Source organism: Streptomyces sp. 71268, from assembly GCF_029392895.1.
Lineage (GTDB): Bacteria > Actinomycetota > Actinomycetes > Streptomycetales > Streptomycetaceae > Streptomyces.
The window spans coordinates 2877177-2902231 of sequence record NZ_CP114200.1 but is presented as its reverse complement, the minus strand read 5'-3'; the positions used below and the strand labels follow the sequence as shown (position 1 = coordinate 2902231).

General features: G+C 70.3%; 25 protein-coding genes. 16 read left to right on the top strand and 9 right to left on the bottom strand.

Features of this window, described 5'->3' with window-relative positions; translation table 11 throughout:
• Positions 1-104: 104 nt before the first annotated feature.
• The 7 genes from OYE22_RS10680 (at position 105) to OYE22_RS10650 (ending at position 11677) form a co-directional block, all read left to right on the top strand.
• Complete coding sequence (locus tag OYE22_RS10680) at positions 105-2558, top strand: ABC transporter family substrate-binding protein (RefSeq protein WP_277320187.1); 2454 nt, start codon at positions 105-107, stop codon at positions 2556-2558.
• Between the two features lie 334 nt (positions 2559-2892).
• A complete protein-coding gene (typA, locus tag OYE22_RS10675; RefSeq protein ID WP_277320186.1) occupies positions 2893-4797 on the top strand; it encodes a translational GTPase TypA in 1905 nt (634 codons plus the stop codon).
• Positions 4798-5773: 976 nt separating this feature from the next.
• Positions 5774-7405, top strand: a complete 1632-nt coding sequence (locus OYE22_RS10670) for an ABC transporter substrate-binding protein (RefSeq protein ID WP_277320185.1) — start codon at positions 5774-5776, stop codon at positions 7403-7405.
• Positions 7406-7521: 116 nt separating this feature from the next.
• Positions 7522-8448, top strand: coding sequence for an ABC transporter permease (locus OYE22_RS10665; protein WP_277320184.1), 927 nt, complete (start codon positions 7522-7524; stop codon positions 8446-8448).
• Positions 8441-9448: an ABC transporter permease gene (locus OYE22_RS10660; RefSeq protein ID WP_187063730.1), complete on the top strand. Its 1008-nt coding sequence runs from the start codon at positions 8441-8443 to the stop codon at positions 9446-9448. Before OYE22_RS10665 ends, OYE22_RS10660 begins: the two co-directional genes overlap by 8 nt.
• A gap of 11 nt (positions 9449-9459) precedes the next feature.
• Positions 9460-10518: an ABC transporter ATP-binding protein gene (locus OYE22_RS10655; protein WP_277320183.1), complete on the top strand. Its 1059-nt coding sequence runs from the start codon at positions 9460-9462 to the stop codon at positions 10516-10518.
• Positions 10511-11677, top strand: coding sequence for a dipeptide ABC transporter ATP-binding protein (locus tag OYE22_RS10650; RefSeq protein WP_277320182.1), 1167 nt, complete (start codon positions 10511-10513; stop codon positions 11675-11677). Before OYE22_RS10655 ends, OYE22_RS10650 begins: the two co-directional genes overlap by 8 nt.
• 176 nt (positions 11678-11853) lie before the next feature.
• Here the strand turns inward: OYE22_RS10650 and OYE22_RS10645 are convergent, their stop codons facing one another.
• The 3 genes from OYE22_RS10645 to OYE22_RS10635 all read right to left on the bottom strand — a co-directional run bounded on the left by OYE22_RS10645 (position 11854) and on the right by OYE22_RS10635 (position 13438).
• The gene (locus OYE22_RS10645) at positions 11854-12684 is read right to left on the bottom strand and encodes a DUF1206 domain-containing protein (protein ID WP_277320181.1); all 831 of its coding nucleotides are present in this window, start codon (positions 12682-12684) and stop codon (positions 11854-11856) included.
• Positions 12685-12812: 128 nt separating this feature from the next.
• The gene (locus tag OYE22_RS10640) at positions 12813-13049 is read right to left on the bottom strand and encodes a hypothetical protein (protein ID WP_277320180.1); all 237 of its coding nucleotides are present in this window, start codon (positions 13047-13049) and stop codon (positions 12813-12815) included.
• Positions 13046-13438, bottom strand: a complete 393-nt coding sequence (locus OYE22_RS10635; RefSeq protein ID WP_277320179.1) for an ATP-binding protein — start codon at positions 13436-13438, stop codon at positions 13046-13048. Before OYE22_RS10635 ends, OYE22_RS10640 begins: the two co-directional genes overlap by 4 nt.
• A gap of 108 nt (positions 13439-13546) precedes the next feature.
• Here OYE22_RS10635 and OYE22_RS10630 point away from each other — a divergent pair, with 108 nt between their 5' ends.
• Genes OYE22_RS10630 through OYE22_RS10620 form a run of 3 tightly spaced genes read left to right on the top strand, consistent with a single transcriptional unit; the run spans position 13547 to position 14901 of the window.
• On the top strand, positions 13547-14431 hold the full coding sequence (locus tag OYE22_RS10630; protein ID WP_277320178.1) for a helix-turn-helix transcriptional regulator: 885 nt from the start codon (positions 13547-13549) through the stop codon (positions 14429-14431).
• Between the two features lie 10 nt (positions 14432-14441).
• Positions 14442-14642 (top strand): DUF397 domain-containing protein, encoded by a 201-nt coding sequence (locus OYE22_RS10625; protein WP_277320177.1) that lies wholly within the window; start codon positions 14442-14444, stop codon positions 14640-14642.
• Between the two features lie 58 nt (positions 14643-14700).
• Positions 14701-14901 carry a DUF397 domain-containing protein gene (locus OYE22_RS10620; RefSeq protein ID WP_277320176.1) on the top strand — a complete coding sequence of 67 codons (201 nt, stop codon included), beginning with the start codon at positions 14701-14703 and terminating at the stop codon, positions 14899-14901.
• 82 nt (positions 14902-14983) lie between these two features.
• Here OYE22_RS10620 and OYE22_RS10615 read toward each other — a convergent pair whose 3' ends face one another.
• Complete coding sequence (locus OYE22_RS10615) at positions 14984-15820, bottom strand: SDR family NAD(P)-dependent oxidoreductase (protein WP_277320175.1); 837 nt, start codon at positions 15818-15820, stop codon at positions 14984-14986.
• Positions 15821-16022: 202 nt separating this feature from the next.
• Between OYE22_RS10615 and OYE22_RS10610 the strand changes: the two genes are divergently transcribed.
• A complete protein-coding gene (locus OYE22_RS10610; RefSeq protein ID WP_277320174.1) occupies positions 16023-16661 on the top strand; it encodes a TetR/AcrR family transcriptional regulator in 639 nt (212 codons plus the stop codon).
• A 75-nt stretch (positions 16662-16736) separates the two neighbouring features.
• Here OYE22_RS10610 and OYE22_RS10605 read toward each other — a convergent pair whose 3' ends face one another.
• The 3 genes from OYE22_RS10605 to OYE22_RS10595 form a co-directional block, all read right to left on the bottom strand.
• Positions 16737-17306 (bottom strand): GNAT family protein, encoded by a 570-nt coding sequence (locus OYE22_RS10605; protein WP_277320173.1) that lies wholly within the window; start codon positions 17304-17306, stop codon positions 16737-16739.
• Positions 17307-17436: 130 nt separating this feature from the next.
• Entirely contained in the window at positions 17437-18006 is a 570-nt protein-coding gene (locus OYE22_RS10600; RefSeq protein ID WP_277320172.1) for a GNAT family protein, read from the bottom strand.
• A gap of 185 nt (positions 18007-18191) precedes the next feature.
• On the bottom strand, positions 18192-18935 hold the full coding sequence (locus tag OYE22_RS10595; RefSeq protein WP_277320171.1) for a DUF6082 family protein: 744 nt from the start codon (positions 18933-18935) through the stop codon (positions 18192-18194).
• Positions 18936-19249: 314 nt separating this feature from the next.
• Here OYE22_RS10595 and OYE22_RS10590 point away from each other — a divergent pair, with 314 nt between their 5' ends.
• The 5 genes from OYE22_RS10590 to OYE22_RS10570 all read left to right on the top strand — a co-directional run bounded on the left by OYE22_RS10590 (position 19250) and on the right by OYE22_RS10570 (position 21842).
• On the top strand, positions 19250-19456 hold the full coding sequence (locus OYE22_RS10590; protein WP_277320170.1) for a hypothetical protein: 207 nt from the start codon (positions 19250-19252) through the stop codon (positions 19454-19456).
• The gene (locus tag OYE22_RS10585; RefSeq protein ID WP_277320169.1) at positions 19440-19970 is read left to right on the top strand and encodes a DUF6879 family protein; all 531 of its coding nucleotides are present in this window, start codon (positions 19440-19442) and stop codon (positions 19968-19970) included. Before OYE22_RS10590 ends, OYE22_RS10585 begins: the two co-directional genes overlap by 17 nt.
• Positions 19971-19981: 11 nt before the next feature.
• On the top strand, positions 19982-20797 hold the full coding sequence (locus OYE22_RS10580; RefSeq protein WP_277324082.1) for a helix-turn-helix transcriptional regulator: 816 nt from the start codon (positions 19982-19984) through the stop codon (positions 20795-20797).
• Positions 20798-20869: 72 nt separating this feature from the next.
• Entirely contained in the window at positions 20870-21388 is a 519-nt protein-coding gene (locus OYE22_RS10575; protein WP_277320168.1) for a DUF6879 family protein, read from the top strand.
• 262 nt (positions 21389-21650) lie between these two features.
• Positions 21651-21842: a hypothetical protein gene (locus OYE22_RS10570; protein ID WP_277320167.1), complete on the top strand. Its 192-nt coding sequence runs from the start codon at positions 21651-21653 to the stop codon at positions 21840-21842.
• A 104-nt stretch (positions 21843-21946) separates the two neighbouring features.
• Here the strand turns inward: OYE22_RS10570 and OYE22_RS10565 are convergent, their stop codons facing one another.
• Together OYE22_RS10565 and OYE22_RS10560 are read right to left on the bottom strand one after the other, a co-directional pair.
• Positions 21947-22216 carry a DUF5133 domain-containing protein gene (locus OYE22_RS10565; protein ID WP_277320166.1) on the bottom strand — a complete coding sequence of 90 codons (270 nt, stop codon included), beginning with the start codon at positions 22214-22216 and terminating at the stop codon, positions 21947-21949.
• A gap of 209 nt (positions 22217-22425) precedes the next feature.
• A complete protein-coding gene (locus OYE22_RS10560; protein WP_277320165.1) occupies positions 22426-24705 on the bottom strand; it encodes a catalase in 2280 nt (759 codons plus the stop codon).
• Between the last annotated feature and the right edge of the window lie 350 nt (positions 24706-25055).

Here is a 25055-nt window from a genome sequence, read left to right as displayed (position 1 = left end):
TTGAGTTGTGACCCGCCGTGTCGGCGTGGCGTGGCGCGCGACGTCGCCTTCAGTGAGTGATCAGCCCATCCGATGAGCGGTGAAGTCACCCGGAGGTACCAGCCATGCCCGTCGACGGCGTCACGAGGGGCCCGGCGGCCCGTACCCGCCGCTGCGCCGCGCTGTTCGCGGCCGGGGTGCTGCTGCCGCTTCCGTTGCTGGCCGGGTGCAGCTCGGAGGGCGAGGACGCGGCGGCGGCGCCGGTCTCGCACGACGTGGCCGACGCCGCCCGCGCCGAGCTGTCCGGGCGTGGCACCGTGCGCTGGGCCGTGGACGCCAGGCCCGCCACCCTCAACGCCTTCCACGCCAAGGCCGACGCCGGCACCGACCGGGTGGCCGGCGCGGTGCTGCCCATGCTGTTCACCCTCGACGCGCGGGGCCGCGCCGTCCGCAACCCCGACTACCTGGAGTCGGCCGAGGTCATCGACCGCGAGCCGCGACAGGTGGTGCGCTACCGGCTCAACCCCGAGGCCGCCTGGAGCGACGGCCGGGCGCTGGGCGTGGCCGACTTCCGGGCCCAGTGGCGGGCCCTGCGCGGCAGGGACCGGGCGTACTGGACGGCCCGCAACGCCGGTTACGAGCGCATCGAGCGCATCGCGCCGGGCCGCGAACCCGGCGAGGTGGAGGTCACCTTCCGGCGCCCGTACGCGGACTGGCGGGCCCTGTTCACGCCGCTGTACCCGAAGAGCGTGATGGGCAGCCCGAAGGCGTTCAACGAGGACTCGGGTCGCCAACTCCCGGTCAGCGCCGGCCCGTTCATGCCGAGCCGGCAGGGTGCGGACCGCGCGGAGCGGGACCGGCCTGACGGCCGGCGCGAGGGCCGGGGCCAGGACCGGCACGGGCGCACGGCGGACGCCGAGGCCCCGCTGACGCTGGTGCGCGACCCGCGCTGGTGGGGCGATCCCGCGCGGCTCGACAAGCTGGTGCTGACGCCGGTGCCGCGCGCCGAGCGGGCAGCCGCGCTGGCCTCCGGCCGGCTCGACGTGGCCGAGGTGGACGCCGCCACCGCCGACCGCGTCGCCGCCGCGGGTGGCAGCGGCGAGGCGTCCGGGTTGGCGGGTGCCGGGCGGCCGGCCGGCGGGGCGCCGGCAGGGGCCGGCCCGAACGCGGCCAGCGGTACGACGCCCGAGCTCGGGGCCGGGCGGGCGGCCATGGTCAGCGCGGCCGGCGCGCTGCGCTCCTGGGTGATCGAGTACGGCCCGCGCCGGGAGCGAGCCGCCGCCGTACGGGCGGTGGCCGACGAGCGCGCGGCGGCGGCCCGGCGCGCGGCCGAGGCCAGGGCGCTCGGCGCGTTCACCGTCCGCAGGTCCCTCGCGCCCGCCTACACCCAGCTCGCCCTGAACGGCACGGCCGGGCCGCTCGCCGACGAGCGGGTGCGCCGGGCCGTCGCCCGTGCCATCGACCGCGAGGAGCTGACCGACGCGGTCTTCGAGCCGCTCGGCCTGTCGGCCAAGCCGCTCGGCAGCCACCTGACCATGGCGGGCCAGCACGGTTACCGGGACAACAGCGGAGCCCTCGGTGGCCGGGACGCCGCCGCGGCCCGCTCGCTGCTCGCCGACGCGGGATGGCAACAGGGCGACGGCCCCCTCCCGCGCCAGTCGGCGGACGCCAAGCGGGACGCCGACGAGAACGGGGAGGCGGACTCGGGCACGGACACCGGCACCGACGCCCGCCCGAACACCGGCGTGCGCACCAGCGCACCCGCTGACGCGGACGCCGCGGCCGACACGGACCCGGCCACTGACACGGACCCGGCCGCCCCCGACGACGCCCCCGACGACGCGGCGGATCGGGCCGGTGCCGCGGGCGCGGCCGGCCCGGTGGCCCGCGTCCAGGGCCGGGACCAGCCCGAACGCGACCGCCCGCAGGGCCGCGCCCCGGCGGGCGACGGAAGCGACCGGCGGGGCGCCGACCGGGCCGGGGACGCCGGGCCCCGGGCGCTGCCCGGTGGCGCGCCGGTACGGATCAAGGACGGCCGGCCGCTGCTGCTCCGGTTCGTGCTGCCCAGCGGCCCGGGGACGGAGCAGGCGCGCGAGGTCGGCGAGCGCATCGCGGCGATGCTCGGCAGGATCGGCGTCCAGACCGACATCGTGCGCGTCCCCGACGACGAGTACTTCCGTACCTACGTCGCCAAGGGCGACTTCGACCTGGCCCTCTACTCCTGGCCGGCCACGGCCTTCCCGGCCACCGACGCCCGCCCGATCTTCGCCAAGCCCCGCCCGGCGGCCGACGGCTCGCTGCTCGTGGAGCAGAACTACACCCGGGTCGGCACCCACCAGATCGACCAGCTCTTCGAGCAGGCGTCCACCGAGCTGGACGAGTCCGCGGCGCGCGAGCTGCTCCAGCGGGCCGACGCCCGTATCTGGGCCGCCGCCGGCTCCCTGCCCCTCTACCAGCGCCCGCAACTGATCGCGGCCCGCTCCAGCCTGGCCAACGTGGGCGCCTTCGGCCTGGCCACCCCGCGCTACCAGGACATCGGCTACGCGAAGTCCGAGGACGCCAAGGCCGAGCGGCGGTAGGGGAGCGGCCTGACCCCGCCCCGGCCTGACCCCGTCGGCCGCCCCGCTCCGGCCTGGCTCGCCTCCAACCCTGACCGCGTCCCGACAGCGCCTCCGCAGCCCGGTCGGGGCGCGGCCCGCACGCGAAGGATGGGGAAAGGGCAGGTAAAGCCGGGGTTGGCGGGGCCGCCCTGAGCTGGGAACCACCGGTGCCGGGCGGGGGTGGGGGACGGGCTGGGGCGGCCGTTACCGCCCTTGCCCCGTACCATGGGGTAAGGCCGAGGCTTCAGGTTTGCCCGGCAGCGCGCGTACCGGACCGTACGTCGCGATCCACAATTCCGGGAGAAGCGCCGCAGTGCCCACGCGCCACGATATTCGTAACGTAGCCATCGTCGCCCACGTCGACCACGGCAAGACGACCCTCGTCGACGCCATGCTCAAGCAGGCGGGTGCCTTCGCGGCGCACGCGGCCGAGAAGCTTGACGACCGGATGATGGACTCCAACGACCTGGAGCGTGAGAAGGGCATCACGATCCTGGCGAAGAACACCGCCGTCAAGTACCACCCCAAGGACGGTGGTGACCCGATCACCATCAACATCATCGACACCCCCGGCCACGCCGACTTCGGTGGCGAGGTCGAGCGCGGCCTGTCGATGGTGGACGCGGTCGTGCTCCTGGTGGACGCCTCCGAGGGCCCGCTGCCGCAGACCCGCTTCGTGCTCCGCAAGGCGCTCGCGGCCCGGATGCCGGTCATCCTGTGCATCAACAAGACCGACCGCCCCGACTCGCGCATCGACGAGGTCGTCAACGAGACCTACGACCTCTTCCTCGACCTGGACGCCGACGAGGACCAGATCGAGTTCCCGATCGTCTACGCCTGCGCCCGCGACGGCGTCGCCTCGCTGACCAAGCCGGAGGACGGCACCGTCCCGGCCGACAGCGAGAACCTGGAGCCGTTCTTCACCACGCTGCTCTCGCACGTGCCGGCCCCCGAGTACGACGAGGACGGCCCGCTCCAGGCGCACGTCACCAACCTCGACGCGGACAACTTCCTCGGCCGCATCGCTCTGCTCCGCGTCGAGCAGGGCGAGCTGAAGAAGGGCCAGACCGTCGCGTGGATCAAGCGCGACGGCACGGTGTCCAACGTGCGCATCAGCGAGCTGATGATGACCGAGGCGCTGACCCGCAAGCCCGCCGAGAAGGCCGGCCCGGGCGACATCTGCGCCGTCGCCGGCATCCCGGACATCATGATCGGCGAGACGCTGGCCGACCCGGAGAACCCGGTGGCGCTGCCGCTGATCACCGTGGACGAGCCCGCGATCTCCATGACGATCGGTACCAACACCTCGCCGCTGGTCGGCCGGGGCGGCACCGGCAAGGGCGCGGACGCCAAGGCCGCGGTCAAGGACCGCAAGGTCACCGCCCGCCAGGTCAAGGACCGGCTGGACCGCGAGCTGATCGGTAACGTCTCGCTGCGCGTGCTCGACACCGAGCGTCCGGACGCCTGGGAGGTGCAGGGCCGAGGCGAGCTGGCGCTGGCCATCCTCGTCGAGACCATGCGCCGGGAGGGCTTCGAGCTGACCATCGGCAAGCCGCAGGTGGTCACCAAGGAGATCGACGGCAAGGTGCACGAGCCGATCGAGCGCATCACCATCGACGTGCCCGAGGAGCACATGGGCGCGGTCACCCAGCTCATGGGCACCCGCAAGGGCCGCATGGACAACATGTCCAACCACGGCTCCGGCTGGGTGCGGATGGAGTTCATCGTCCCCTCGCGTGGCCTGATCGGGTTCCGTACGGAGTTCCTGACCAACACCCGTGGCACCGGCATCGCGCACTCCATCCACGAGGGCCACGAGCCGTGGTTCGGCGAACTGGTCACCCGTAACAACGGCTCCCTGGTCGCCGACCGCGCCGGTTCGGTCACCGCGTTCGCGATGACCAACCTCCAGGAGCGCGGCGTGCTGTTCACCGAGCCCGGCACCGAGGTGTACGAGGGCATGATCGTCGGCGAGAACTCGCGCTCCGACGACATGGACGTGAACATCACCAAGGAGAAGAAGCTCACCAACATGCGCTCCTCCACGGCCGACGTCACCGAGTCGATCGTGCCGCCGCGCAAGCTGTCGCTTGAGCAGTCCCTTGAGTTCTGCCGCGACGACGAGTGCGTCGAGGTGACGCCGGAGGCGATCCGCATCCGCAAGGTCGTCCTCGACCAGAAGGAGCGTGGCCGGGCGGCCTCGCGCGCCAAGCGCTAGGCGACACCGGCCGCGCGGGCCCCGCCGCCCGCGCGCCGAACGAGGTTCGTGGCTGACGGCCCCGGCACGGAGCGATCCGCGCCGGGGCCGTCGCCGTACCCGGCGCGCGCCCGACCTCCGCCGGCAGGGGCCCCTCCGGCGCCCCCAGCGCCCGCCACGGCGCCCGCCGACCCGCGCGGGCCACACCGGACAGACCCGCCGCCACCGGGACGTACACGGGCGAGCAGGCGGTACGCGGCGAGCCGGGCATCCGGTGAGAACCGGCCACCGGGTCGCAGAGGGCTGGCCCTTCCGCGCCATCACGTTGCGTCAGCGCGCGGCTGGCCCGCGGGCGCGAGCCGGCTCGCGGGGCGGGCGCGGGGGCGCTGACCAGACCCCGGTGCTCACCGTCGCGCGGGCGCGAGGCAGAATCTTGGCCTGCTCGGTGAACCGCCCCGCGCCGACGGGGGGTTGACGCGGCGCCGGAGTGCGTCTTGACTCACGGCTCCGCGTGCGTCGCCGCCGGGTGCGGTGCGTGACCGCGCCGGCGATCGGGCCGGGCCGCGCCCTCACGCTGTGTCGCGCCCCGGGCGCGCGGAGTCCGCTCCGCCGCCACGGGCCACCCGCTTCGAGGGTGGGACAGGGCGATGCCAGTCAACAAGTTTTCCCTCAACGGGCGTTCGGATATCGGTGAAGCCGTTCCGGATGTTGTATTAACAGTCCGTTTCGGGGGTGTCTGTCTGTGATGCCTTTGTCCGGATTTCGGTACTCCGTCCTCGGGCGATGTGACCAAAGCGAGACCCTTTAAGTGTGGTTTACGGGCCAGGCGTGCTCAATCATGGGGTCCATTGAGCTCGGGTCAATGGGTCACGCGCTGTGGGGAGCGCCGACCTACGAGCACACTCGGGGTGCCGGGTCTTATGTCGCTGTCAGGGGTGTCAGCGCGTATCCGGTGCCCTCTCTCGTAGTGACAGTGGACTCCTGAGGAGGCAATCCCATGCGCGGTGCCAGTAGCGCCAAGTGGGTCGCGATGGCGGCGGTCGTGGCGCTGGCCGCGACGGCTTGCGGCGGCGGCAACAGTGACAGCGACAGCGGCAACGACGGCCCGGTCGACAAGAGTGGCAAGGTCGTCTTCGACAACGGTGAGCCGCAGAAGCCGCTGCAGCCGGCGAACACGATGGAGTCGTACGGCAGCGCCGTCATCCGGTCGCTGTTCCAGGGCCTCGTTGACTACGAGCCGGGCACCGGCAAGATCGTCAAGGAGAACGCGGAGTCCGTCACCACGAAGGACAACAAGCTCTGGACGATCAAGCTCAAGAAGGGCTGGAAGTTCCACAACGGCGAGACGGTCACGTCGAAGTCGTACGTGGACGCCTGGAACTGGGCCGCCGCCACCAAGAACAACCAGCAGAACAGCTCCTGGTTCGCCGACATCAAGGGCTACGAGGACGTCCACCCGGAGAAGGGTGACGCCAAGAGCGACAAGATGTCCGGCCTGAAGGTCGTCGACGACACCACCTTCACCATCGAGCTGGTCTCGCCGGTCCCGTACTACGAGTACAAGCTGGGCTACGAGGTCTTCTCGCCGCTCCCCTCGGGCTTCTTCCAGGACCCCAAGGGCTACGGCCAGAAGCCGGTCGGCAACGGCCCGTACAAGTTCGTGAAGTGGGATCACAACAAGCAGATCGAGGTCGAGACGTTCCCTGGCTACCAGGGTTCGAACAAGGCCAAGAACGGCGGCGTGATCTTCAAGAACTACTCGCAGCCCGAGGCGGCCTACAAGGACCTCGTCTCCGACAACGTCGACGTGATCCGCCAGGTCCCGCCGAACGACCTGCCGAACTACAAGAGCGACCTCGGTGACCGCGCGATCGACCAGGACTACTCGGCGATCCAGACGATCAACCCGGCGTTCTACAACACGCAGTTCAAGGACATCGACGTCAAGGTCATCCAGGGCCTGTCGATGGCGATCGACCGCGAGACGATCACCAAGACGGTGCTCCAGGGCACCCGCGTCCCCGCCACCGGCTGGGTCGCCAAGGACGTGCTCGGCTACCAGGCCGACGCCTGTGGCGAGTTCTGCAAGTTCGACCCCGCCAAGGCCAAGGACCTGATCAAGCAGGGCGGTGGCGTTCCGAAGAACGCCATCAAGATCCAGTACAACGCCGACGGCGGCCACAAGGAGTGGGTCGACGCGGTGTGCGGCTCGATCCGCAAGTCCGTGGGCGTCGAGTGCGTGGGTGACTCCAAGGCCGACTTCCAGGCCGACCTGGAGGCCCGCGACAACAAGCAGGTCAAGTCGATGTACCGGTCCGGCTGGGTGCTGGACTACCCGTTCAACGGCAACTTCCTCCGTGACCTCTACGGCACCGGTGTCGCCGGCAACAAGGGCGCCTTCTCGGACAAGAAGTTCGACGACCTGGTGAAGAAGGCGGACAACGCCAAGACGCTGGAGGAGTCGGCCAAGGAGTACAACCTGGCCGAGCAGCAGCTCAAGAACACCTTCCCGGCCATCCCGCTCTGGTACTACAAGGTCAACTCTGGTTACTCGAAGAACGTCTCGAACGTGAAGTTCAACCAGAAGGGCGACCCGATCCTCACCGACATCACGGTGAAGCAGAAGTAGTCGTCGGACGTTGATGCCGAGGGGCGCCCCGAACCGGGCGCCCCTCGGGCCACGGGGGCAGCCGGTTCCTTACCTGGAGCGCGGCTGCCTTCGGCCGACCCCAGAACGGAGGCACGATGGGGCGATACGTCGCGCGGCGACTGCTCCAGATGATCCCGGTCTTCATCGGGACAACCTTTCTCATCTTCGTCATGGTGCGCACCCTGCCCGGCGACCCCATCCGGGCGCTGTGGGGTGACAAGGCGCCAGACCCCGCCCAGCTCGCCGCGCTCCGTCACGAGTACGGGCTCGACGACCCGCTGTGGCAGCAGTACCTGGACTACATGAAGGGCCTGTTCCAGGCGGACTTCGGTAAGACGGTCGGCGGACGACCGGTTTCCGAGATCCTGACGGACGCCTTCCCGGTCACCATCAGGCTCGCCATCATCGCGCTCCTCTTCGAGATGATCCTCGGCCTCATCCTCGGCGTCTTCGCCGGCATGAAGCGGGGCAAGATCGTGGACCGCGGCGTGCTGATCCTCACCCTGCTGGTCATCTCGATCCCGGTCTTCGTTCTGGCCTACATCTTCCAGACGGTGTTCGGCACGGAACTGGGGTGGACCACACCAACGGTCCAAGACTCCATGAACATGCAGGAGTTGGTGCTGCCAGGCATCGTGCTCGGCTCCCTCTCGCTGGCCTACGTGGCGCGGTTGACGCGTACCACCGTCGCGGAGAACCTGCGTGCCGACTACATGCGCACCGCGCTGGCCAAGGGCCTGCCCAAGCGGCGCATCGTCGTCAACCACCTGCTGCGCAACTCGCTGATCCCGGTCGTCACCTTCCTCGGCACCGACCTGGGCGCGCTGATGGGCGGCGCCATCGTCACCGAGGGCATCTTCAACGTCCAGGGCGTCGGTGGCGCTCTGTACCAGGGGCTGGTCCGACGCGAGGGAAGCACCGTGGTGGGCATCGTGACCTGCCTGGTCTTCGTCTACCTCGCCATGTCCCTGATCATCGACCTGCTGTACGCGGTCCTGGACCCGAGGATTCGCTATGCCTGAGATCTACGACAACCCGCAGTCCGGCCCCGGGACCCGCGCCGGCAACGCGGCGGTCGCCGCAGATCGAGGCGCGACCCCGACCAGCCCGAAGGCACCGGCCGCCGGCCCCTCGCTCGAGGACAAGGTGCGCGAGGAGAAGGCCCGCAGCCTGTGGGGCGACGCCTGGCGGGACCTGCGGCGCAACCCGTACTTCATCATCTCCAGCTTCCTCGTGGTGCTGCTGGTCTTCATCGCGCTCTTCCCGGGCTGGTTCACCAGCGCCGACCCGCGCGACGCGGACCTGACCAACCACTTCCTCAAGAAGCCGGAGCTGGGCAGCTTCTTCACGGCGGACTGGTTCGGCTACGACAACCAGGGCCGCAGCATCTACGCCCGGGTCATCTACGGCACCCGCGCCTCCATCCAGGTCGGCGTCGGCGTCACGGTCATCGTGACCATCGTCGGCGGCCTGATGGGCATGCTCGCCGGCTACTTCGGCGGCTGGCTGGACGCGCTGCTCTCGCGCATCACCGACGTGTTCTTCGGCATCCCGTTCCTGCTCGGCGCCCTCGTCGTGCTGAACGCGTTCACCGACCGCTCGGTGCCCGTCGTCATCGGCGCGCTGGCCTTCCTCGGCTGGACGCAGATCGCCCGCGTCATGCGTGGCTCGGTCATCACGACCAAGCAGGCGGACTACGTGGTCGCGGCCAAGGCACTGGGTGCCGGCACCAGCCGCATCCTGATCAAGCACATCCTGCCGAACGCCATGGCGCCGGTGATCGTCGTGGCGACCATCGCCCTCGGCGGTTACATCTCGGCCGAGGCCACCCTGTCCTACCTGGGCATGGGGCTCGCGGAGCCGACGGTTTCCTGGGGCATCGACATCTCGTCCGCGTCCAAGGTGGTGCGGAACAACCCGCACGCCCTGTTCTTCCCGGCCGGCATGCTGACCCTGACCGTCTTCGCGTTCATCATGCTCGGCGACGCGGTGCGCGACGCCCTCGACCCCAAGCTGCGCTGAGGGAGGCGTACGTGACCACCATCGACAAGACCGCGAGCGCCCCCAGCCGGCGTATCGAAGACGACGGCAAGACCCCGCTCCTCGAAGTCCGGGACCTGCACGTCGAGTTCAAGACCCGGGACAGCCTGGTCAAGGCCGTCAACGGCGTGAACTACAGCGTCCGCGCCGGCGAGACGCTGGCCGTGCTCGGCGAGTCCGGGTCCGGCAAGTCCGTGACGGCCCAGGCCATCATGGGCATCCTCGACATGCCGCCGGGCCGTATCCCGCAGGGCGAGATCCGGTTCCGTGGCGAGGACATGCTGACCATGTCCAACGAGGAGCGCCGGCAGATCCGTGGCCGCAAGATCGCGATGATCTTCCAGGACGCGCTCTCCTCGCTGAACCCGGTGCTCTCCGTGGGCTACCAGCTCGGCGAGATGTTCCGGGTGCACCAGGGGCTGTCCCGCAAGGCCGCCAAGGCCAAGTCCATCGAGCTGATGGACCGGGTCCGCATCCCCGCCGCCAAGGACCGGGTGAACGACTACCCGCACCAGTTCTCCGGCGGTATGCGCCAGCGCATCATGATCGCGATGGCGATGGCCCTGGAGCCCGACCTGATCATCGCGGACGAGCCGACCACCGCGCTCGACGTGACCGTGCAAGCCCAGGTCATGGACCTGCTCGCGGAGTTGCAGGCCGAGTACAACATGGGCCTCATCCTGATCACCCACGACCTCGGCGTGGTCGCCGACGTCGCGGACAAGATCGCGGTGATGTACGCGGGCCGCATCGTGGAGACCGCGCCCGTGCACGAGCTGTACAAGCGCCCCGCGCACCCGTACACCCGTGGCCTGCTCGACTCGATCCCGCGCCTGGACCAGAAGGGCCAGGAGCTCTACGCGATCAAGGGCCTGCCGCCCAACCTGACGCGTATCCCCTCGGGCTGCGCGTTCAACCCGCGCTGCCCGAAGGCGCAGGACATCTGCCGTAGCGAGGTGCCGATCCTGCACCCCGTGACCGAGCAGGACGGCACCGACCTGCCGGGTCGCGGCAGCGCGTGCCACTTCTGGAAGGAGACGATCCATGGCTGACCCGACCAAGAAGGACGAGGCGGCCGGCCAGAAGGACGCGCCGCAGGACGCCACCCCGAACATCACCGAGGTGGACGTGGCCGACGCCGCGTCCGTCGAGGAGGTGGAGGCCGTGATCGACGCGCCGGTCGAGCGCGGCGAGCCGATCCTCCAGGTCCGCAACCTGGTCAAGCACTTCCCGCTGACCCAGGGCATCCTCTTCAAGCGCCAGATCGGCGCGGTCAAGGCCGTGGACGGCGTCTCGTTCGACCTCTACCAGGGCGAGACGCTGGGCATCGTCGGCGAGTCCGGCTGTGGCAAGTCCACGGTCGCCAAGCTGCTGATGACGCTGGAGCGGGCGACCGCGGGCGAGGTCTTCTACAAGGGCCAGGACATCACCAAGCTGTCCGGGCGCGCGCTGAAGGCCGTACGCCGCAACATCCAGATGGTCTTCCAGGACCCCTACACGTCGCTGAACCCGCGCATGACGGTCGGCGACATCATCGGGGAGCCCTTCGAGATCCACCCGGAGGTCGCGCCCAAGGGTGACCGGCGCCGCAAGGTGCAGGACCTGCTCGACGTGGTGGGCCTGAACCCGGAGTACATCAACCGGTACCCGCACCAGTTCTCCGGCGGCCAGCGCCAGCGCATCGGCATCGCCCGCGGCCTCGCGCTCAACCCGGAGATCATCATCTGCGACGAGCCCGTCTCGGCGCTGGACGTGTCGGTGCAGGCGCAGGTCATCAACCTGATGGAGAAGCTCCAGGACGAGTTCAACCTGTCCTACATCTTCATCGCGCACGACCTGTCCATCGTCCGGCACATCTCCGACCGGGTCGGCGTGATGTACCTGGGCAAGATGGCCGAGATCGGCACGGACGAGGAGATCTACGACCACCCGACGCACCCCTACACCCAGGCGCTGCTGTCGGCGGTCCCCGTCCCCGACCCGGAGGCCCGCGACGGCCGCGAGCGGATCATCCTCTCCGGAGACGTCCCCTCGCCGGCCAACCCGCCCTCCGGCTGCCGCTTCCGCACCCGCTGCTGGAAGGCGGAGGACAAGTGCGCCAAGGAGGTGCCGCTGCTCGCGATCCCGGAACGGTTCGCCGGCCAGAACACCCCCGCGGCCCACGAGTCGGCGTGCCACTTCGCGGAGGAGAAGGACGTCGTCCACGCGTGACGCTCGCCGCTGAGGCGAGGGTGGGGACTCGCCGTCGCGGCGAGGGCTCCACGGGCTGTTCCTGACGAGAGCGCCCGGGCCGCAATGCCGGCCCGGGCGCTCTCGGGTTTTTCGGGGTCAGGAGTCGGTACCGGTTGGTCCGAGCCGAGGCCCGCCGGGTACGAACCCCGCATCCCTCACACCCGTCGCCAGCGCGCAAGGGCCAGCGAGAAGACGCCGAACAGCATCAGGCCCACGGCGATCGCCGCGAGCAGCCACGGGCCGGCCGGGGTGTCGGCGAAGGTGCGCAGGGTGTCGTCCATGCCCTTGGCCTGGCTCGCGTCGTAGTCCAGCGCGGCCCGTACGGCGAAGACGCCCGCCACGGCGAACAGCACGCCGCGCGCCACCCCGCCGACCACGCCCAGTACGTCGATCACCTTCCGGGTGCGCCGCGACATCTGGGCGTGCTTGAGGTGCTTGTGGAACGAGCGGCGCGCGGCCTGGACGACGATCCAGACGCCGGCACCCGCGATCACGAGCCCGGCGATGCCCACCAGCCACTGTCCGGCCGGCCAGCCCAAGGCGTCGGCCGTCACGTCGCGGGACTTCTTGTCGCTGGAACCGCTGCCCTGGTCCTTGATGGCGAAGGAGATCATGGAGTACGCCATGAACCCGTAGAACACGGCGCGCCCGGCGGACATCGCCCGCTTACGGGCCTTGCGGCCGTCCGGCCCCGCCGCGCCGAACAGCGCCTCCGACAGCCGCCACAGGGCCAACCCCGCGATGCCGATGCCGACGGCCCAGATCAGGAAGGCGCCGAAGGGCTGTCTGCCCAGCTCGCGTAGCGCGCCGCCGTTGTCGGCCTGTTCGCCGCCTCCGAAGGCGAGCCGTAGCGCGAGCAGTCCGACCAGGACGTAGAGCACGCCACGGGCGGCCAGCCCCCAGCGCGCGGCGGCGTCCATGGCCGAACTGTTCGCCGCCTTGCGGGCCGCGCCTCGGCCACCTCGTACCGCAGCCATCGTTCCCATGCCGCACCTCCAGGGCCTCGTGAATCGGGGGAGAACCCTTCCCGGATGCCCCGGAGTGGGGCTGGCTAACGGCGGGCTCGGGCCGCCCGGGCCCGTGGGGCTGGCTCGGGCGGCCCGCGCCGGTCACGTCACCGGCCGACGACCTCCCGATGCGCCGCGTCCAGCAACACGCCGACCTGCACCGCGGCCCACCTGGCGTTCTCGACGCAGTCGGCCTCGGCGAATACCTGTCGCAGGTGCTCCAGCCGCCGCGCCCGCTCCGGGTCGCTGACCAGCATGGCGTAGATCGCGCGCCGGTAGGTGTCCAGCCAGTTCGCGTCGCCGTCGTAGACGCGGGACGCCCACTGGGTGGGGTCGGCGTTCATCCGCCGTGCGGGGGCTTGAGCGAGAACCAGACGGCCTTGCCGCCGTCGTGCCGCTCCACACCCCAGTCGTCGGAGCCCGCCTCCACGATGGCCAGCCCGCGCCCGCACTCGTCACCGACCGCCGCCGCGCGCGGCACGGGCAGCCTGGCCCCCGTGTCCCAGACGGTCAGCCGGAAGTCGCCCGGTTGCCAGTCCATGCTGACGAACGCGTCGGCGTGCGCGTTGCGGTACGCGTTGGTCACCAGCTCCGAGGCGAGCAACTCGGCCTTGTCGGTCAGCGAGTTGAGACCCCCGGCCCGCAGCACGCTGCGCACCGTGGCCCGTACGACGCCGACGGCTCGCGGATCGTGGGGGATGAACAGGCCGTAGGACCAGGGTTGTTCAGGCATGCGCATATGGCAGCCTCCAGTTGAGTGCCTGCTGTGACTGGCGCCATACTCAAGGTAGCGAGTAGCGTGACATGTGTACAACCCGACTGAGCGATCGAGGTGGAAATCGTGGGACTCAGGAGCAACCCCAGCTATCGGCAACGCCGGTTCGGGGCGGAGGTCCGCAAGCTCCGTGAGCGTGCAGGTCTGTCCGTCACGGAAGCGGCTGAGCTGGTGGGTACTCGCCAGTCGCATTTGAGTAACGCGGAAGCTGGGCGGACTAGCTTGTCGCAGGAACGGCTCCGTCGACTTGCCGACACCGTGACAGGGATAGGTGACACGTATATTGAGGCGCTGGTCGAGTTGGACCAGGGTGCGGGCGGAGGGTGGTGGGACTCCTACCGGAACCGCGTCCGATCGTCGCTTCTGGACATCGCCGACTTGGAGTCCAGAGCTGAGCGCCTGCTGATCTACGAGCCCATGTTCATTCCGGTGCATCTCCAAACAGCGGCGTACGCTACGGCGGGCTTCAGGGGAGGCTATGCCCGCGTTTCGCCGCAGGAGCAGGACCTTGATATTGAGTTCCGTATGCGGCGTCGGCAGGTGATGGAGAGCGGTACACCTGCATACTTCCACGCGGTCATCCACGAGGCTGCACTTCACGCGACCTTCGGTGATCGCTCGATCATGAGAGAGCAGTTGGCCTTCCTGATCGAAGGCTCACGGCGCCCCAACGTGACGATTCAGATCCTGCCGTTCGATGGCCCGGTGGCTTTCGGTACGGGCTTCACTCTTGCTGTGCCTGCAGAGGCCGAGCTGAGCACGGTTGTCGTTGGGCACGTCGAGAAGTCGCTGTACCTAGGAGATAGTGACTCGCTTTCCAGGTACAACCAGTGGTTCGCTAGCCTGAGCGACAGAGCGCTGCCTCCCGTGGACGCATCGGTGCAGCCGGAGGCACACCGCGTGAAGGACTCGCTGGGGCTGATCCAGCGAATCTTGTACTCCTTGCTTTAGGAAGGCATGGATGAATCAGTTGCGTTGGCGCAAGTCGAGCTTCAGTGAGCCGGGCTCGGACACGTGCGTAGAGATAGCCAGCAGTTCCACCAGCGCCTCCCATCTCCGTGAAAGCGCCGACCCCGCCACGGTGATCACCATCACCCGCCCGGCGCTCCGCGCGCTGCTCGCGTCGGTCAAGGCTGACCAACTGGACGGCCTGGCAAGCTGAGAGGCGGGCACGGGTCGGCGTCACCTCTTACGTTGCGCATCGGCCAGGGAAGGCAAATATGTCGTCGCTTACATGGCGGAAGTCCAGCTTCAGTGAGCCAGGGTCCGATAACTGCGTCGAGCTGGCCGCCGACCCCGTCGGCGCCTCCCATCTCCGTGAAAGCGCCGACCCCGCCACGGTGATCACCACCACCCGCCCCGCGCTCCGCGCGCTGCTCGCGTCGGTGAAGGCCGGCCGCCTCGACGGCGTACAGGGTTGACCAGGACGCGTGACGCGCGGCGCGCGTCACGCGGAGAGGGGCGCCGAGTGGGCCCGTGGCCGACCAGCGGGCCCCTGGGGCACTAACCCGCCCCGATCAGCTCGCGCGTCACCTCGTGGAGGCGTGCCGCCGCCGACTCGTCGAACGCGCGACCCGTCACGGCAAGTCGGCGCTTTCTCTGGTACGCCGAGAACGCGTCGACCGGCGGCTCGTCCAGGAGGTGGGTCATCGGGGCGACGGCTTTCGGGACCGACGTGGCCAGCACGGCGAACGTCGCCCTGGTCAGGGCGCGCCACGGCGGGGGGAGGTGGTGCGGCATGCCGGTCGACACCACGCCGGGGTGGTAGCCGACGTAGCGGATCGGGGTGTCGGGGTAGCGGGACGGGTACACCGCGCCGAGTAGGTCGTTGGCGCGGAACGCCTGCAAGGTGGCCTTGAAGCCGCCGTAGCGGCGCTCCAGTTGGAGGTCGTCCCAGTGCAGGCGACCCAGCGGGACGCCAGGTGTGCCCACGTTCAGGATGACCGGGCGCGGCGCGGCCTCCAGCGCTGTGCGCAGGCCGTGACTGAGCACGTAGCGACTGAGGTAACCGAGCGCGAAGGCGTGCTCGAAGCCCTCGGGGGTGACGGAGCGGGGGCCGAAGAGCCGGTACCGCTGCGCGCACAGGACGAGCTGGTCCACCGTGGGGCTCGTGGACTGGATGCGGGCGACGAGTTCCCTGGTGGCGGCCACCGAGGTCAGGTCGGCCTGGAAGAAGGTGGCGCGGTCGCCCGCCGACTCGGCCGCCGCCTCCGCGAGGAGGGCCGCGCCCTTGGCTGGCGTGCTGCCCACGGCGATGACCCGTGCTCCGTGGCGTAGGTAGTGCAGTGCGAGCCCCTTGCCGAGCCCGTCCGTTCCCCCGGTGATGACCACCGTCCGCATCGCGGCTCCCCTTCCCCTGGCCTGTGGTGCCCGTCGGTCGTGCGCGCGGCGTACGGCATGCGGCGTACGGCATGCGCGCGTGCCGTCTGGCGCGGCCCGTAGGCACTATGCGGATAGCTCGTATCCGCTTCACCGGGACCGTACCACGAAGCGGATATGCTCTATCCAGTTGTTGGGGTGTGCGCCGATGGAGGGATGGCTCATGGGTGGTCGGGAGAGTGGTGGCGCGTCGGCGGCGGCCGGGGCCCGTCCGTTGCGGCGGGACGCCGAGCTGAACCGGCAGCGCATCGTGCGGGCCGGGCGCGAGGTCTTCGCCGTGCGGGGGTTGCAGGCCACGCTCAACGACGTGGCGCACCACGCGGGGCTCGGCGTCGGCACGGTCTATCGGAAGTTCGCCGACAAGGGGGCGCTCGCGGAGGCCGTCTTCGCCGAGGAGTTGGCCGAGATCGCGGCCTGGGCACGGGACGCGTCGGTCGAGGAGGAGGCGTTTGGCGCCCTGGCCGACTTCCTGGCCCGGGCCCTGGAGCGGGCCGCGCACAACAGGGGGTTGCGCGAGTTGATGCGGCAGGGTGCCCTGGAGGACTCCGGCCTCGCCCGGGTCCGGGCGGAGATCGGTCAGCACTGCGAGACGCTACTGGCGCGGGCGGGGGCGCAGGGTGCGCTCCGCGAGGGCGTCACGGGGGCGGACATCGCGCCGATCGCCGCGATGATCGACGCCGTCATGGCGTTGCCGGGGGAGCGCCCGTCCGACCTGTGGCGGCGCTACCTGACCATCGTGCTGGACGGGCTCCGCGCCCATCCGGGCCAGCCGCCGCTGCCGGGGGCGGGCCACGGCGGTTGACGCCACAGGGCGTGAACAGGGCCGCGTCGAGACGGAATTGGGAGCCGTGGGGTACGACGCGTCAGCGGTGTCGGTTCAGCCGCGCGCCCGCGCGGCACGGCGCTCGCGCCACTCCGGGGCGAGCACGGACCACACCTCGACGTCGCGGCGGCCACCGCCGCGCGCGAAGCTGCCCCGCAACACCGCGTCGCGCACGAAGCCGAGCCGCTGCGCGGCCTTGAGGCTGGCCGCGTTGGCGGCGTCCGCCTGCCATTCGACGCGGTGGATGCCGCGTACGTCCACCGCCCAGTCGACGAGGACGGTGATGGCGCGGGTGACCAGGCCACGCCCGGTGGCGGTCTCCTCCAGCCAGCAACCCACCTCGCAGGTCCCCTCCCGCGCGTCGAAGACGCGGAACAGGACGCCACCGATCAGCGTTCCCTCCAGCCATATCCCGTAGATACGGCCACCGTCGGCCGCCGTCTTGTCGGCGTACGACTGGAGGAACGCGCGGGCCGAGTCCAGATCGGCGGCGGCGTCGGCGAGGCCGATGTAGCGACCGATGAACTCGCGGGAGCGCTCGATGTGGGTGAAGTACTCCTCGGCGTTCCACGGTTCCAGCGGGCGCAGTTCCGCGCCGTCGTCCCCCAGCGATTTCGCGAACATCGCGCCCCCTGCCGTATCGACCGAGCTGTGTCGGCTCCGCGCCGACCAGCGGCCCGCCCGCCCGGCGGGCCACCGGTCAGCGTCTCCCGCGAACCCGATGTGGATCAAGCGAAATACGCGTGCGCGGAGGTCAGCGGCGCGTCAGGGTGTCGCGGTGCTCGCGCCACTCCGGTGCGAGCACCGACCACACCTCCATGTCCAGGCGCGCGCCACGGTGCGGGAAGCTGCCACGGAGCACTCCCTCGTACGTCATGCCAAGCCGCTTCGCCACGGCGATGCTGGCCGTGTTGGCGGTGGCCGCCTGCCACTCGACGCGGTGGATGCCGCGCTCGTCCACGGCCCAGTCGATGAGGTGCCGCATGGCGCGGGTGACCAGGCCACGGCCGACGGCCGCCTCCTCCAGCCAGCAGCCGACCTCGCAGGTGCCCATCTTCGCGTCGAGGGCGACGAAGAGCACACCACCGACCAGCGTGCCCTGCGACCAGATGCCGAAGAAGCCCCCGTGGCCGGCCGCCGCGTTGTCCGCGCGTGCCTGGAGGAAGGTACGGGCCGTCTCCACGTCGGTGGCCCGGTCGGGCATGGGGACGTAGCGGGTGACGTACTCGCGGCACCGTTCCATGTGCGCGAAGTACTCCTCGGCGTGCCACGGCTCCAGCGGGCGCAGCTCCGCGCCGTCGTCCCCCAGTGATATCGCGAACATCGCTCTCCTTCACCGCGTACGCGACTGCCCGCGTACGCCTCCCCCGGGTAGCTCGCCCACCCGCTGACCAGCGCTTACCGTCTCCCATGCGGTGCGCTGAGACAAGTGGGAATCTCTTGGGACGGCTTCGACGCCGTCAGCGCCGCCTGAGGCGCCGTGGTCGCGGCCCCCTCTGCCTGCTGGTCTCAGCGTCGGCTGCGGCTGCGACCGCGCAGGATCGATCCCAGTGCCAGGCCGGTGCCCAGGCCGACCAGGGTGCCGATCGTCGCCTGCCATGCGGAGGGCGGTCCGGCGGGAGGCACGGCCGGTGGGTCCGGGGGAGTGGGGGAGCGTACGGGCGGCCCGGAGGCGACGGCGCGGGCGTGTTCCTCGCCCACGACGACCAGGAAGCGGCGACCGACGCGGCTTCCGGACGCACTGGCGGCCCACGAGGCGTGGGCCCTTTCCCAGTAGTGCCGCCCCGCCTCGCCGGTGAACATCCCGGCCAGCATGTCGCGCAGCAGCGGCTCGGGGATGGTGCCGACCTCGTAACCCATCCACGCGTAGTTCATCATCAGGTCGGCGTAGACATGACGCTTTCGCTGGTGTGCATCGGCGATGTCCGTGTCACCCCAGACGGGCTGGTACAGCTCCATGTCGTCGAGCTCCAGGCGGGCCAGCTCCAGGTAGTACCCGCGGATTCCGTGGATCTGCTCGGCCCTGGCCTGCCGGTTCTGCGTGATCAGCGAGGCGGCGACGCCGGCCAACGCGAGCGCCGAGACGACGGCCGACGTGAACCCGTACGCGGCGCCGACCTGGCTCAGCCTGTTCCAGTCCGTGTCCCTGGCGTCGGAGACACCCTCCAGCACGAACGGCGACAACAGGAGCGCCGCGAGCACGGCCGCCGTGGCGGCGACCCAGGCCAGACCCCTGGCGGCCCGGTGCGCCACCGAGGGTGAGTTCGCCGAACGACGACGATCAGCTATCAGGTGAACGCACCCCCCACGCGCCGCCCGCCCCCTCGGCAGGCTGAACCAGGCGCAGCCTACGGGCAGCCACCGAGTCGGTGTGCGCGGCCTTGACCATCGGTGGGGAGCGGGCGGACGCCGTCAGCCGGCCGGTGCGTGCTCCTGGCCGAGCGGGAGTCGGACAGACACCGTTCGCGCCAGGTTCCCGGTTTCCCGTTCCCTCAACTGAGTTGCCTTGCCCGCCCGCTGGGCGGTTGCGAGGATCGTCCCGGACGCCAATCGACAGGGGGCAACCGGTGACGATCAAGCGACTCGCCAGTGAGTGCGACGAGGGGCCCTGCCCGACCGTGTGGGGCATAGCAGAATCGGAGAACGTCCTTGTCCAGGGCTTCAAGGTGGACGACGAGGAGGCGCTCGCCACCATGCGGTTACCGGACAACGAGACCGTCGTCCGTGTCCCGATGTCCTTGCTCTTGAGGGTGGCCCGTGAACATTTCGCCTGACGAATTCGGAAAACTCTTCACCAGCTTCGAGCGGGAAGCGTTCCGACTGGAGACCCTGGACGACTACAGCAAGTCGGGCGGAGTGGACGCCTACCGCGCCTTCCTTGCCGGCGAGCCGCAGCCGGCGGCGTACAAGTCGGCTGGCTGGGTCACCACCGTTCGTGAGGCTACGCAAGCTGGTAAGCGCATGTACCGGGTACACGTCCTCGCCCGACCGCTGAGTGACTACCTGCGGTTCGAGTTGGGTTGGGGGTACGTGCGGAACCAGGAGGCGGGCGAGGAGTTCTTCATCCTCGACACGACCGACGAGCCGAACCCGCTGTCGGACGCGCCGGACTTCTGGGCGTTCGACGAACGGACCGTCGTCACCATGCAATACGGCAACGGCGGTGAGTTCCTGGGCGCGGAACTCATCCCCGAGAAAGAAGCGCACGAGTGGCTGGAGCGGCGTGACACGGCCATGAGCCTCGCTGTTCCCTTCCGGGACTGGTGGGAGCTGCACAAGTCGGCGTGAAAGGCGTCCATATCGGTCGAGCGCTACGGGACCTCCGTGCGGCCAGCGGGAAGCAGGCCAAGGCGGTGGCCCGTAGCGCCGTCATGTCTCCCAGCAAGCTCAGCAAGATCGAGAACGGTGTCCTGGCGCCCAGCCTCATCGACGTGGAGCGCATCCTCTCGGCTCTGGAGGTCTCCGAGGAGGTCAAGGCGCGACTGGCCGAGGTGGCCCGTCAGGCAGCCACAGAGGCCACGGCGTGGCGCATATACCGACGCACTGGCGTTCACAAGCATCAGAACGAGATCAGGGCCATAGAGGCTCAGACGAGCCTCATGCGACTTTTTCAGCCTGCCTGTGTCCCGGGTCTACTGCAGACTCCCGAGTACGCCCGTGCCGTTCTCGGCCGGCACGGGTACACGGACGGAGTGCTGGAGAAGATGATGGGCGCACGCCTTCTCCGGCAGGAGGTTCTTTTTGAGGCTGACCGCACGTTCCGCTTCGTGATCACCGAGTCCGTGCTCAGGTGGCAACTGGTATCGCCGTCCAAGATGGCAGCACAGTTGGACAAGCTGATGAGTGTGTCGCGAATGCCGAACGTGACTCTGAGCGTCGTCCCGCTGGCAGCGCCGATGACGGACCTGCCAAGTTCCTCGTTCGTTCTCTTCGACGCGAACCTGGTCATTGTTGAGATTCCACATGCCGAGGTCACCACGAGTGAGGCCAGGGATGTGGAGCTGTATACGAAGAAGTTCGACGGGTTCGAGAATGTCGCGATTGGCGGCCAGGAAATGCGTGCGCTCGTTTCGCGCCTCCGAGACGACTTCTTGCGGCAACAGGAAACAGGCTAGATAGCCCCCTTTGACGGCCCGATGATGTAACCCACAGCGACTGAACTCACCCGCAACCGGAGGGCGGCAACGGTGACGCACCCCGTACGTGACGGGATCTCAAGCGCGCGGCGGTCCGCCGTGCATCTGGAGATGCGCGACAGCTACACCCCGGCCGACACGGAGTTCGCCCGCTGGCGTGCTGGCCACCGGTACAACGGGGACCCGGCGAGGCTGCCGGACTGGTGGGGAACATGGCGTGACGTGGTGGAAGAGGCGACGGCGCGCGGGGTCGTCATGCGGCGGGCTCGCATCGTCTCGGAGCCGGTCACGGAGTACATCAGGTACGAGCACGACATCACGTTCGCCAACATCGCGGCGGGGGAGTCGGTCCGCTGGCTGCCCCGCCGGCAGGCCGCCGACATCCCCTTGCCCGGTACCGACCTGTGGCTGTTCGACGGCGAGTCGGTGCTGTTCACGTACTTCTCCGGGGCGGGGGACGTCGTGGACCGCGAGTGGCGCACGGACCCGGAAGTGGTCCAACTCGTGCGCACCGCGTTCGAGTTGGTGTGGGAGCGGGCCACACCGCACGGGGAGTACGAACCGGGTTAGCGCGGCGCGGCCGAACCAAGCCGCACGTCTCGCCCTGCCCAAAGCCGTGCACGTGTGGAACCACATACTTCGCCGCGCTGGCTCCGCCACCCATCTCCGGTGGCCCGGCGGCGGCGAGTGCGACGCCCGCCCCGGCGGTGGAGCCCTGGACAGGTCGAGCGCCGGAGCGGGGGACCCGCCACAGGGGAAGCCCCTGTGGCCCGACGGGCCATGCCATCGACGGTACGGCGGTGTGGTCGCTGGCGAAAGAGGAGGTTGGTAGATGAGCGGTGCGACCGTCGAGACGTACGAGAACCGCACACCCGATGCGGAAGGGTGGCGCGGGGTCCCCTTCCGGCACCCCAGAGACCTGCGGGACGTCGCGCAGGACGACGGGGGGAAGCACGACGGCGGGCCCATGCCGCCGGAGGCTCCCCGGGAGCCGCAGCCGAGCGGGGGCGACGGGGACGCGTGACGCGTAGCCCCCTGCCCAAGCCCGCCCCCGTGAGCCGCTGAAACAATCCAGCGCCCGCGTGCCACGGCACGCGGGCGCTGGGGTTGCCGGGGGTGCGGCGAGGGTCACACGCCGCCCGGGACCGGCTGGGCCGGTTCCGTGTCGTCGTCACTGGAGAGCAGGGAGTCGTCCTGCACGCGGGCGCCGGGGAGGTGGTAGCGGGCGGAGATCAGCGCGGTGTCCACGTCACGGGTGCCCGTCGAGACGCACAGGGTGTAGGCGACGTCGTCCATACGCTGTCGGGCGGCCTCGTCTCCGGCCTCCGCGTGAAGCGTACGCAGGGCCTCGTACTGGTCGACGAGCCGCTGCAGAACCGCGGGGTGGGCCATCAGCACGTGCGTCTCCTTCCGTTAGTCGACGATCGGTTTTCGTCGGGGGACGATCGACGTCCGCTCCTCGCGTACCCGGGGTCCACACGGCGTATTCCCCTCGATATCGCGGCCTCACGGACCCGTGTCGCGGGTGGCATCGGGTGTCGGGAACGGCACGGCTCGGGGCCCGGCCCGGGGAGGCGGGCGCGGGCCCCGTGTCGTGGGCGAGGGGGTCAGATCGCGGGGGCGAACCGCTCCCAGACCCGGTGGTTGCCCAGCAGCTCCGTGACGCGGTCGAGGGCGGCGTCGCCGGACTCGGCCACCACGACGCCCGGCGCGTCGGCCGGGATGCCGGCCGCGGCCAGCACCGTGTCGGCGTCGGCCCAGCCGCCGATCGCCTTCCCGTGCCGGTACGCCTCGGAGAGCATCAGCAGCACCCGCGGGTCGGTCGCGGCGGCGGCGCGTGCCGCCTCGTCGCCGGCCTTGGCGTCGCGCGCCCCGTACGCGTCCGCGCCCGGGCCCGGCACGCCGGCCAGCAGGAGGGCGTCGAACTCGATGGAGCGGGCGGTGGCGAACGAGCGCTGGATGGTGATCGGGTCGGCGGCCGGGCCGAGCTGGCCGCCCGACGGCGCCACCACCAGCGGCACCATGCCCGCGTCCAGCACCGCCTGGCGCACCGCGCGCACCCCGTCCAGGTCACCGCCGCCACCCGTGACGATGCCGACGATCCGGCCTTCCACCGGCCAGGTCTGGCCCAGTTGGGACAGGGCCGGGCTCGGCTGGACCGGGGTGAGTTCCACGGTGGGCTCGGGCACCGGCAGGCCGAGGCCGGTGGCGACCTGTTCGCACAGCTCAGGATCGATGTTGGCCAGCACCTTGAGCTGGCGTTCCTTGACCGCGTTCTCGTAGCACTTGCCCAGCTCGAAGGTGTACGCGGCGATGATGTGCTCGCGCTCCACGTCCGTCAGGCTCTGCCAGAACAGCCGTGGCTGGCTGAAGTGGTCCTCGAAGGTGGCCGGCGACTCCCGTACCTTGCGGGCCGCCGGCACCTCGACCGGCACCTCGATGTACGCGCCGGTGTCCGCGCCGGCCAGGAACGGGCAGCCGCCGTCGAGCGAGTTGGGCCGGTACGGGGCGACGCCTCGGTGCACCGCGTCCTGGTGGAAGCCGTCCCGCAGCATGTCGTTGACCGGCGCGTGCGTGCGGTTGATCGGGATCTGACCGAAGTTGGGGCCGGCGAGCCGGGTGATCTGGGTGTCCAGGTACGAGAACAGCCGGCCGGCGAGCAGCGGGTCGTCGGTGATGTCGATGCCGGGCACCAGGTGTCCGGGGTGGAAGGCGACCTGTTCGGTCTCGGCGAAGAAGTTGGTCGGGTTGGCGTTCAGCGTCAGCAGCCCGATCGGCTGCACGGGCGCGATCTCCTCCGGGACGATCTTGGTCGGGTCGAGCAGGTCGATGCCCTCGTACATCTGCTCCGGGGTGTCCGGGAAGGTCTGGATGCCCAGTTCCCACTGCGGGTACGCGCCGGCCTCGATCGCGTCGGCGAGGTCGCGGCGGTGGAAGTCGGGGTCGACGCCGCCGGTGATCTGCGCCTCCTCCCAGACCATGGAGTGCACGCCCAGCTTGGGCTTCCAGTGGAACTTGACCAGCGTCGTCTTGCCCTCGGCGTTGACCAGCCGGAAGGTGTGGACGCCGAACCCCTCCATCGTGCGGTAGGAGCGCGGGATGCCACGGTCGGACATGTTCCACAGGGTGTGGTGGACCGCCTCGGTGTGCAGCGAGACGAAGTCCCAGAACGTGTCGTGCGCGCTCTGCGCCTGCGGGATCTCCCGGTCCGGGTGCGGCTTGCCGGCGTGGATGATGTCGGGGAACTTGATCGCGTCCTGGATGAAGAACACCGGGATGTTGTTGCCGACCAGGTCCCACACGCCCTCGGTGGTGTAGAACTTCGTCGCGAAGCCGCGCGTGTCGCGCACGGTGTCGGCCGAGCCGCGCGAGCCCAGCACGGTGGAGAAGCGCACGAACACCGGCGTCGCCACGTCCTTGGCCAGGAACGCGGCCTTGGTCACCTGGCTGGCCGTGCCGTAGCCGTGGAAGACGCCGTGTGCCGCCGCGCCGCGCGCGTGCACCACGCGCTCCGGGATGCGCTCGTGGTCGAAGTGGGTGATCTTCTCGCGCAGGTGGTGGTCCTGGAGCAGCACCGGGCCGCGCGGACCGGCCTTCAGCGACTTGTCCGTCTCGTACAGCCGCGTGCCCTGCGCGGTCGTCAGGTACTGACCGCCCTGTGCCACGTCAGCGGGGTCGGCGCCGGTCGGCTGCCCGGTGGGGGAGACGGTGGCCGGGGAGCCCTGGTCGGGCTTGGGCGGCAGGGGGCCGCGGGGCTCGGTCGGTTCGTCGACCGGTGGCGTCTCGGCGCCCGGCTTGCCGGGGATGCCGTCGGCCGGGCCGGGGACGTCGCGCAGCGCGTCGGCCAGCTTCTCGGCCGCTGCCTTGATCGGATTGGACTTGCCCATCATTCCTCCGTGCCTGGGGGACGGTGTCGTGCGGTACCGAGAGCGGCAACGTCACAGCCTTGACCGTGGGGGGCGCTCCACAAACGGCAGCGCCCGGCGAGTTCAGCCAGGCGGCGCGCGCCCGGACGAGCGTGTGGCCCCCGTCGGGTGAGGGGGCGCGGACCCGACGCGGGCCCGGCGCTCGCGCCCGGCCGTGCGCCAGGGCCCGTCGGGTGGGTGCGGCGCGGTACGCGCACCGGCGCCCGGGAGGGCCGTGGCGTGGCCGGTCGGTGGGTGGTCGTGGGCGCCGGGTCGGGCGGGCGCCGCACGCGTGGGGTGTGATCCGGCCGGCCGCGCGACGGACCCGCGCG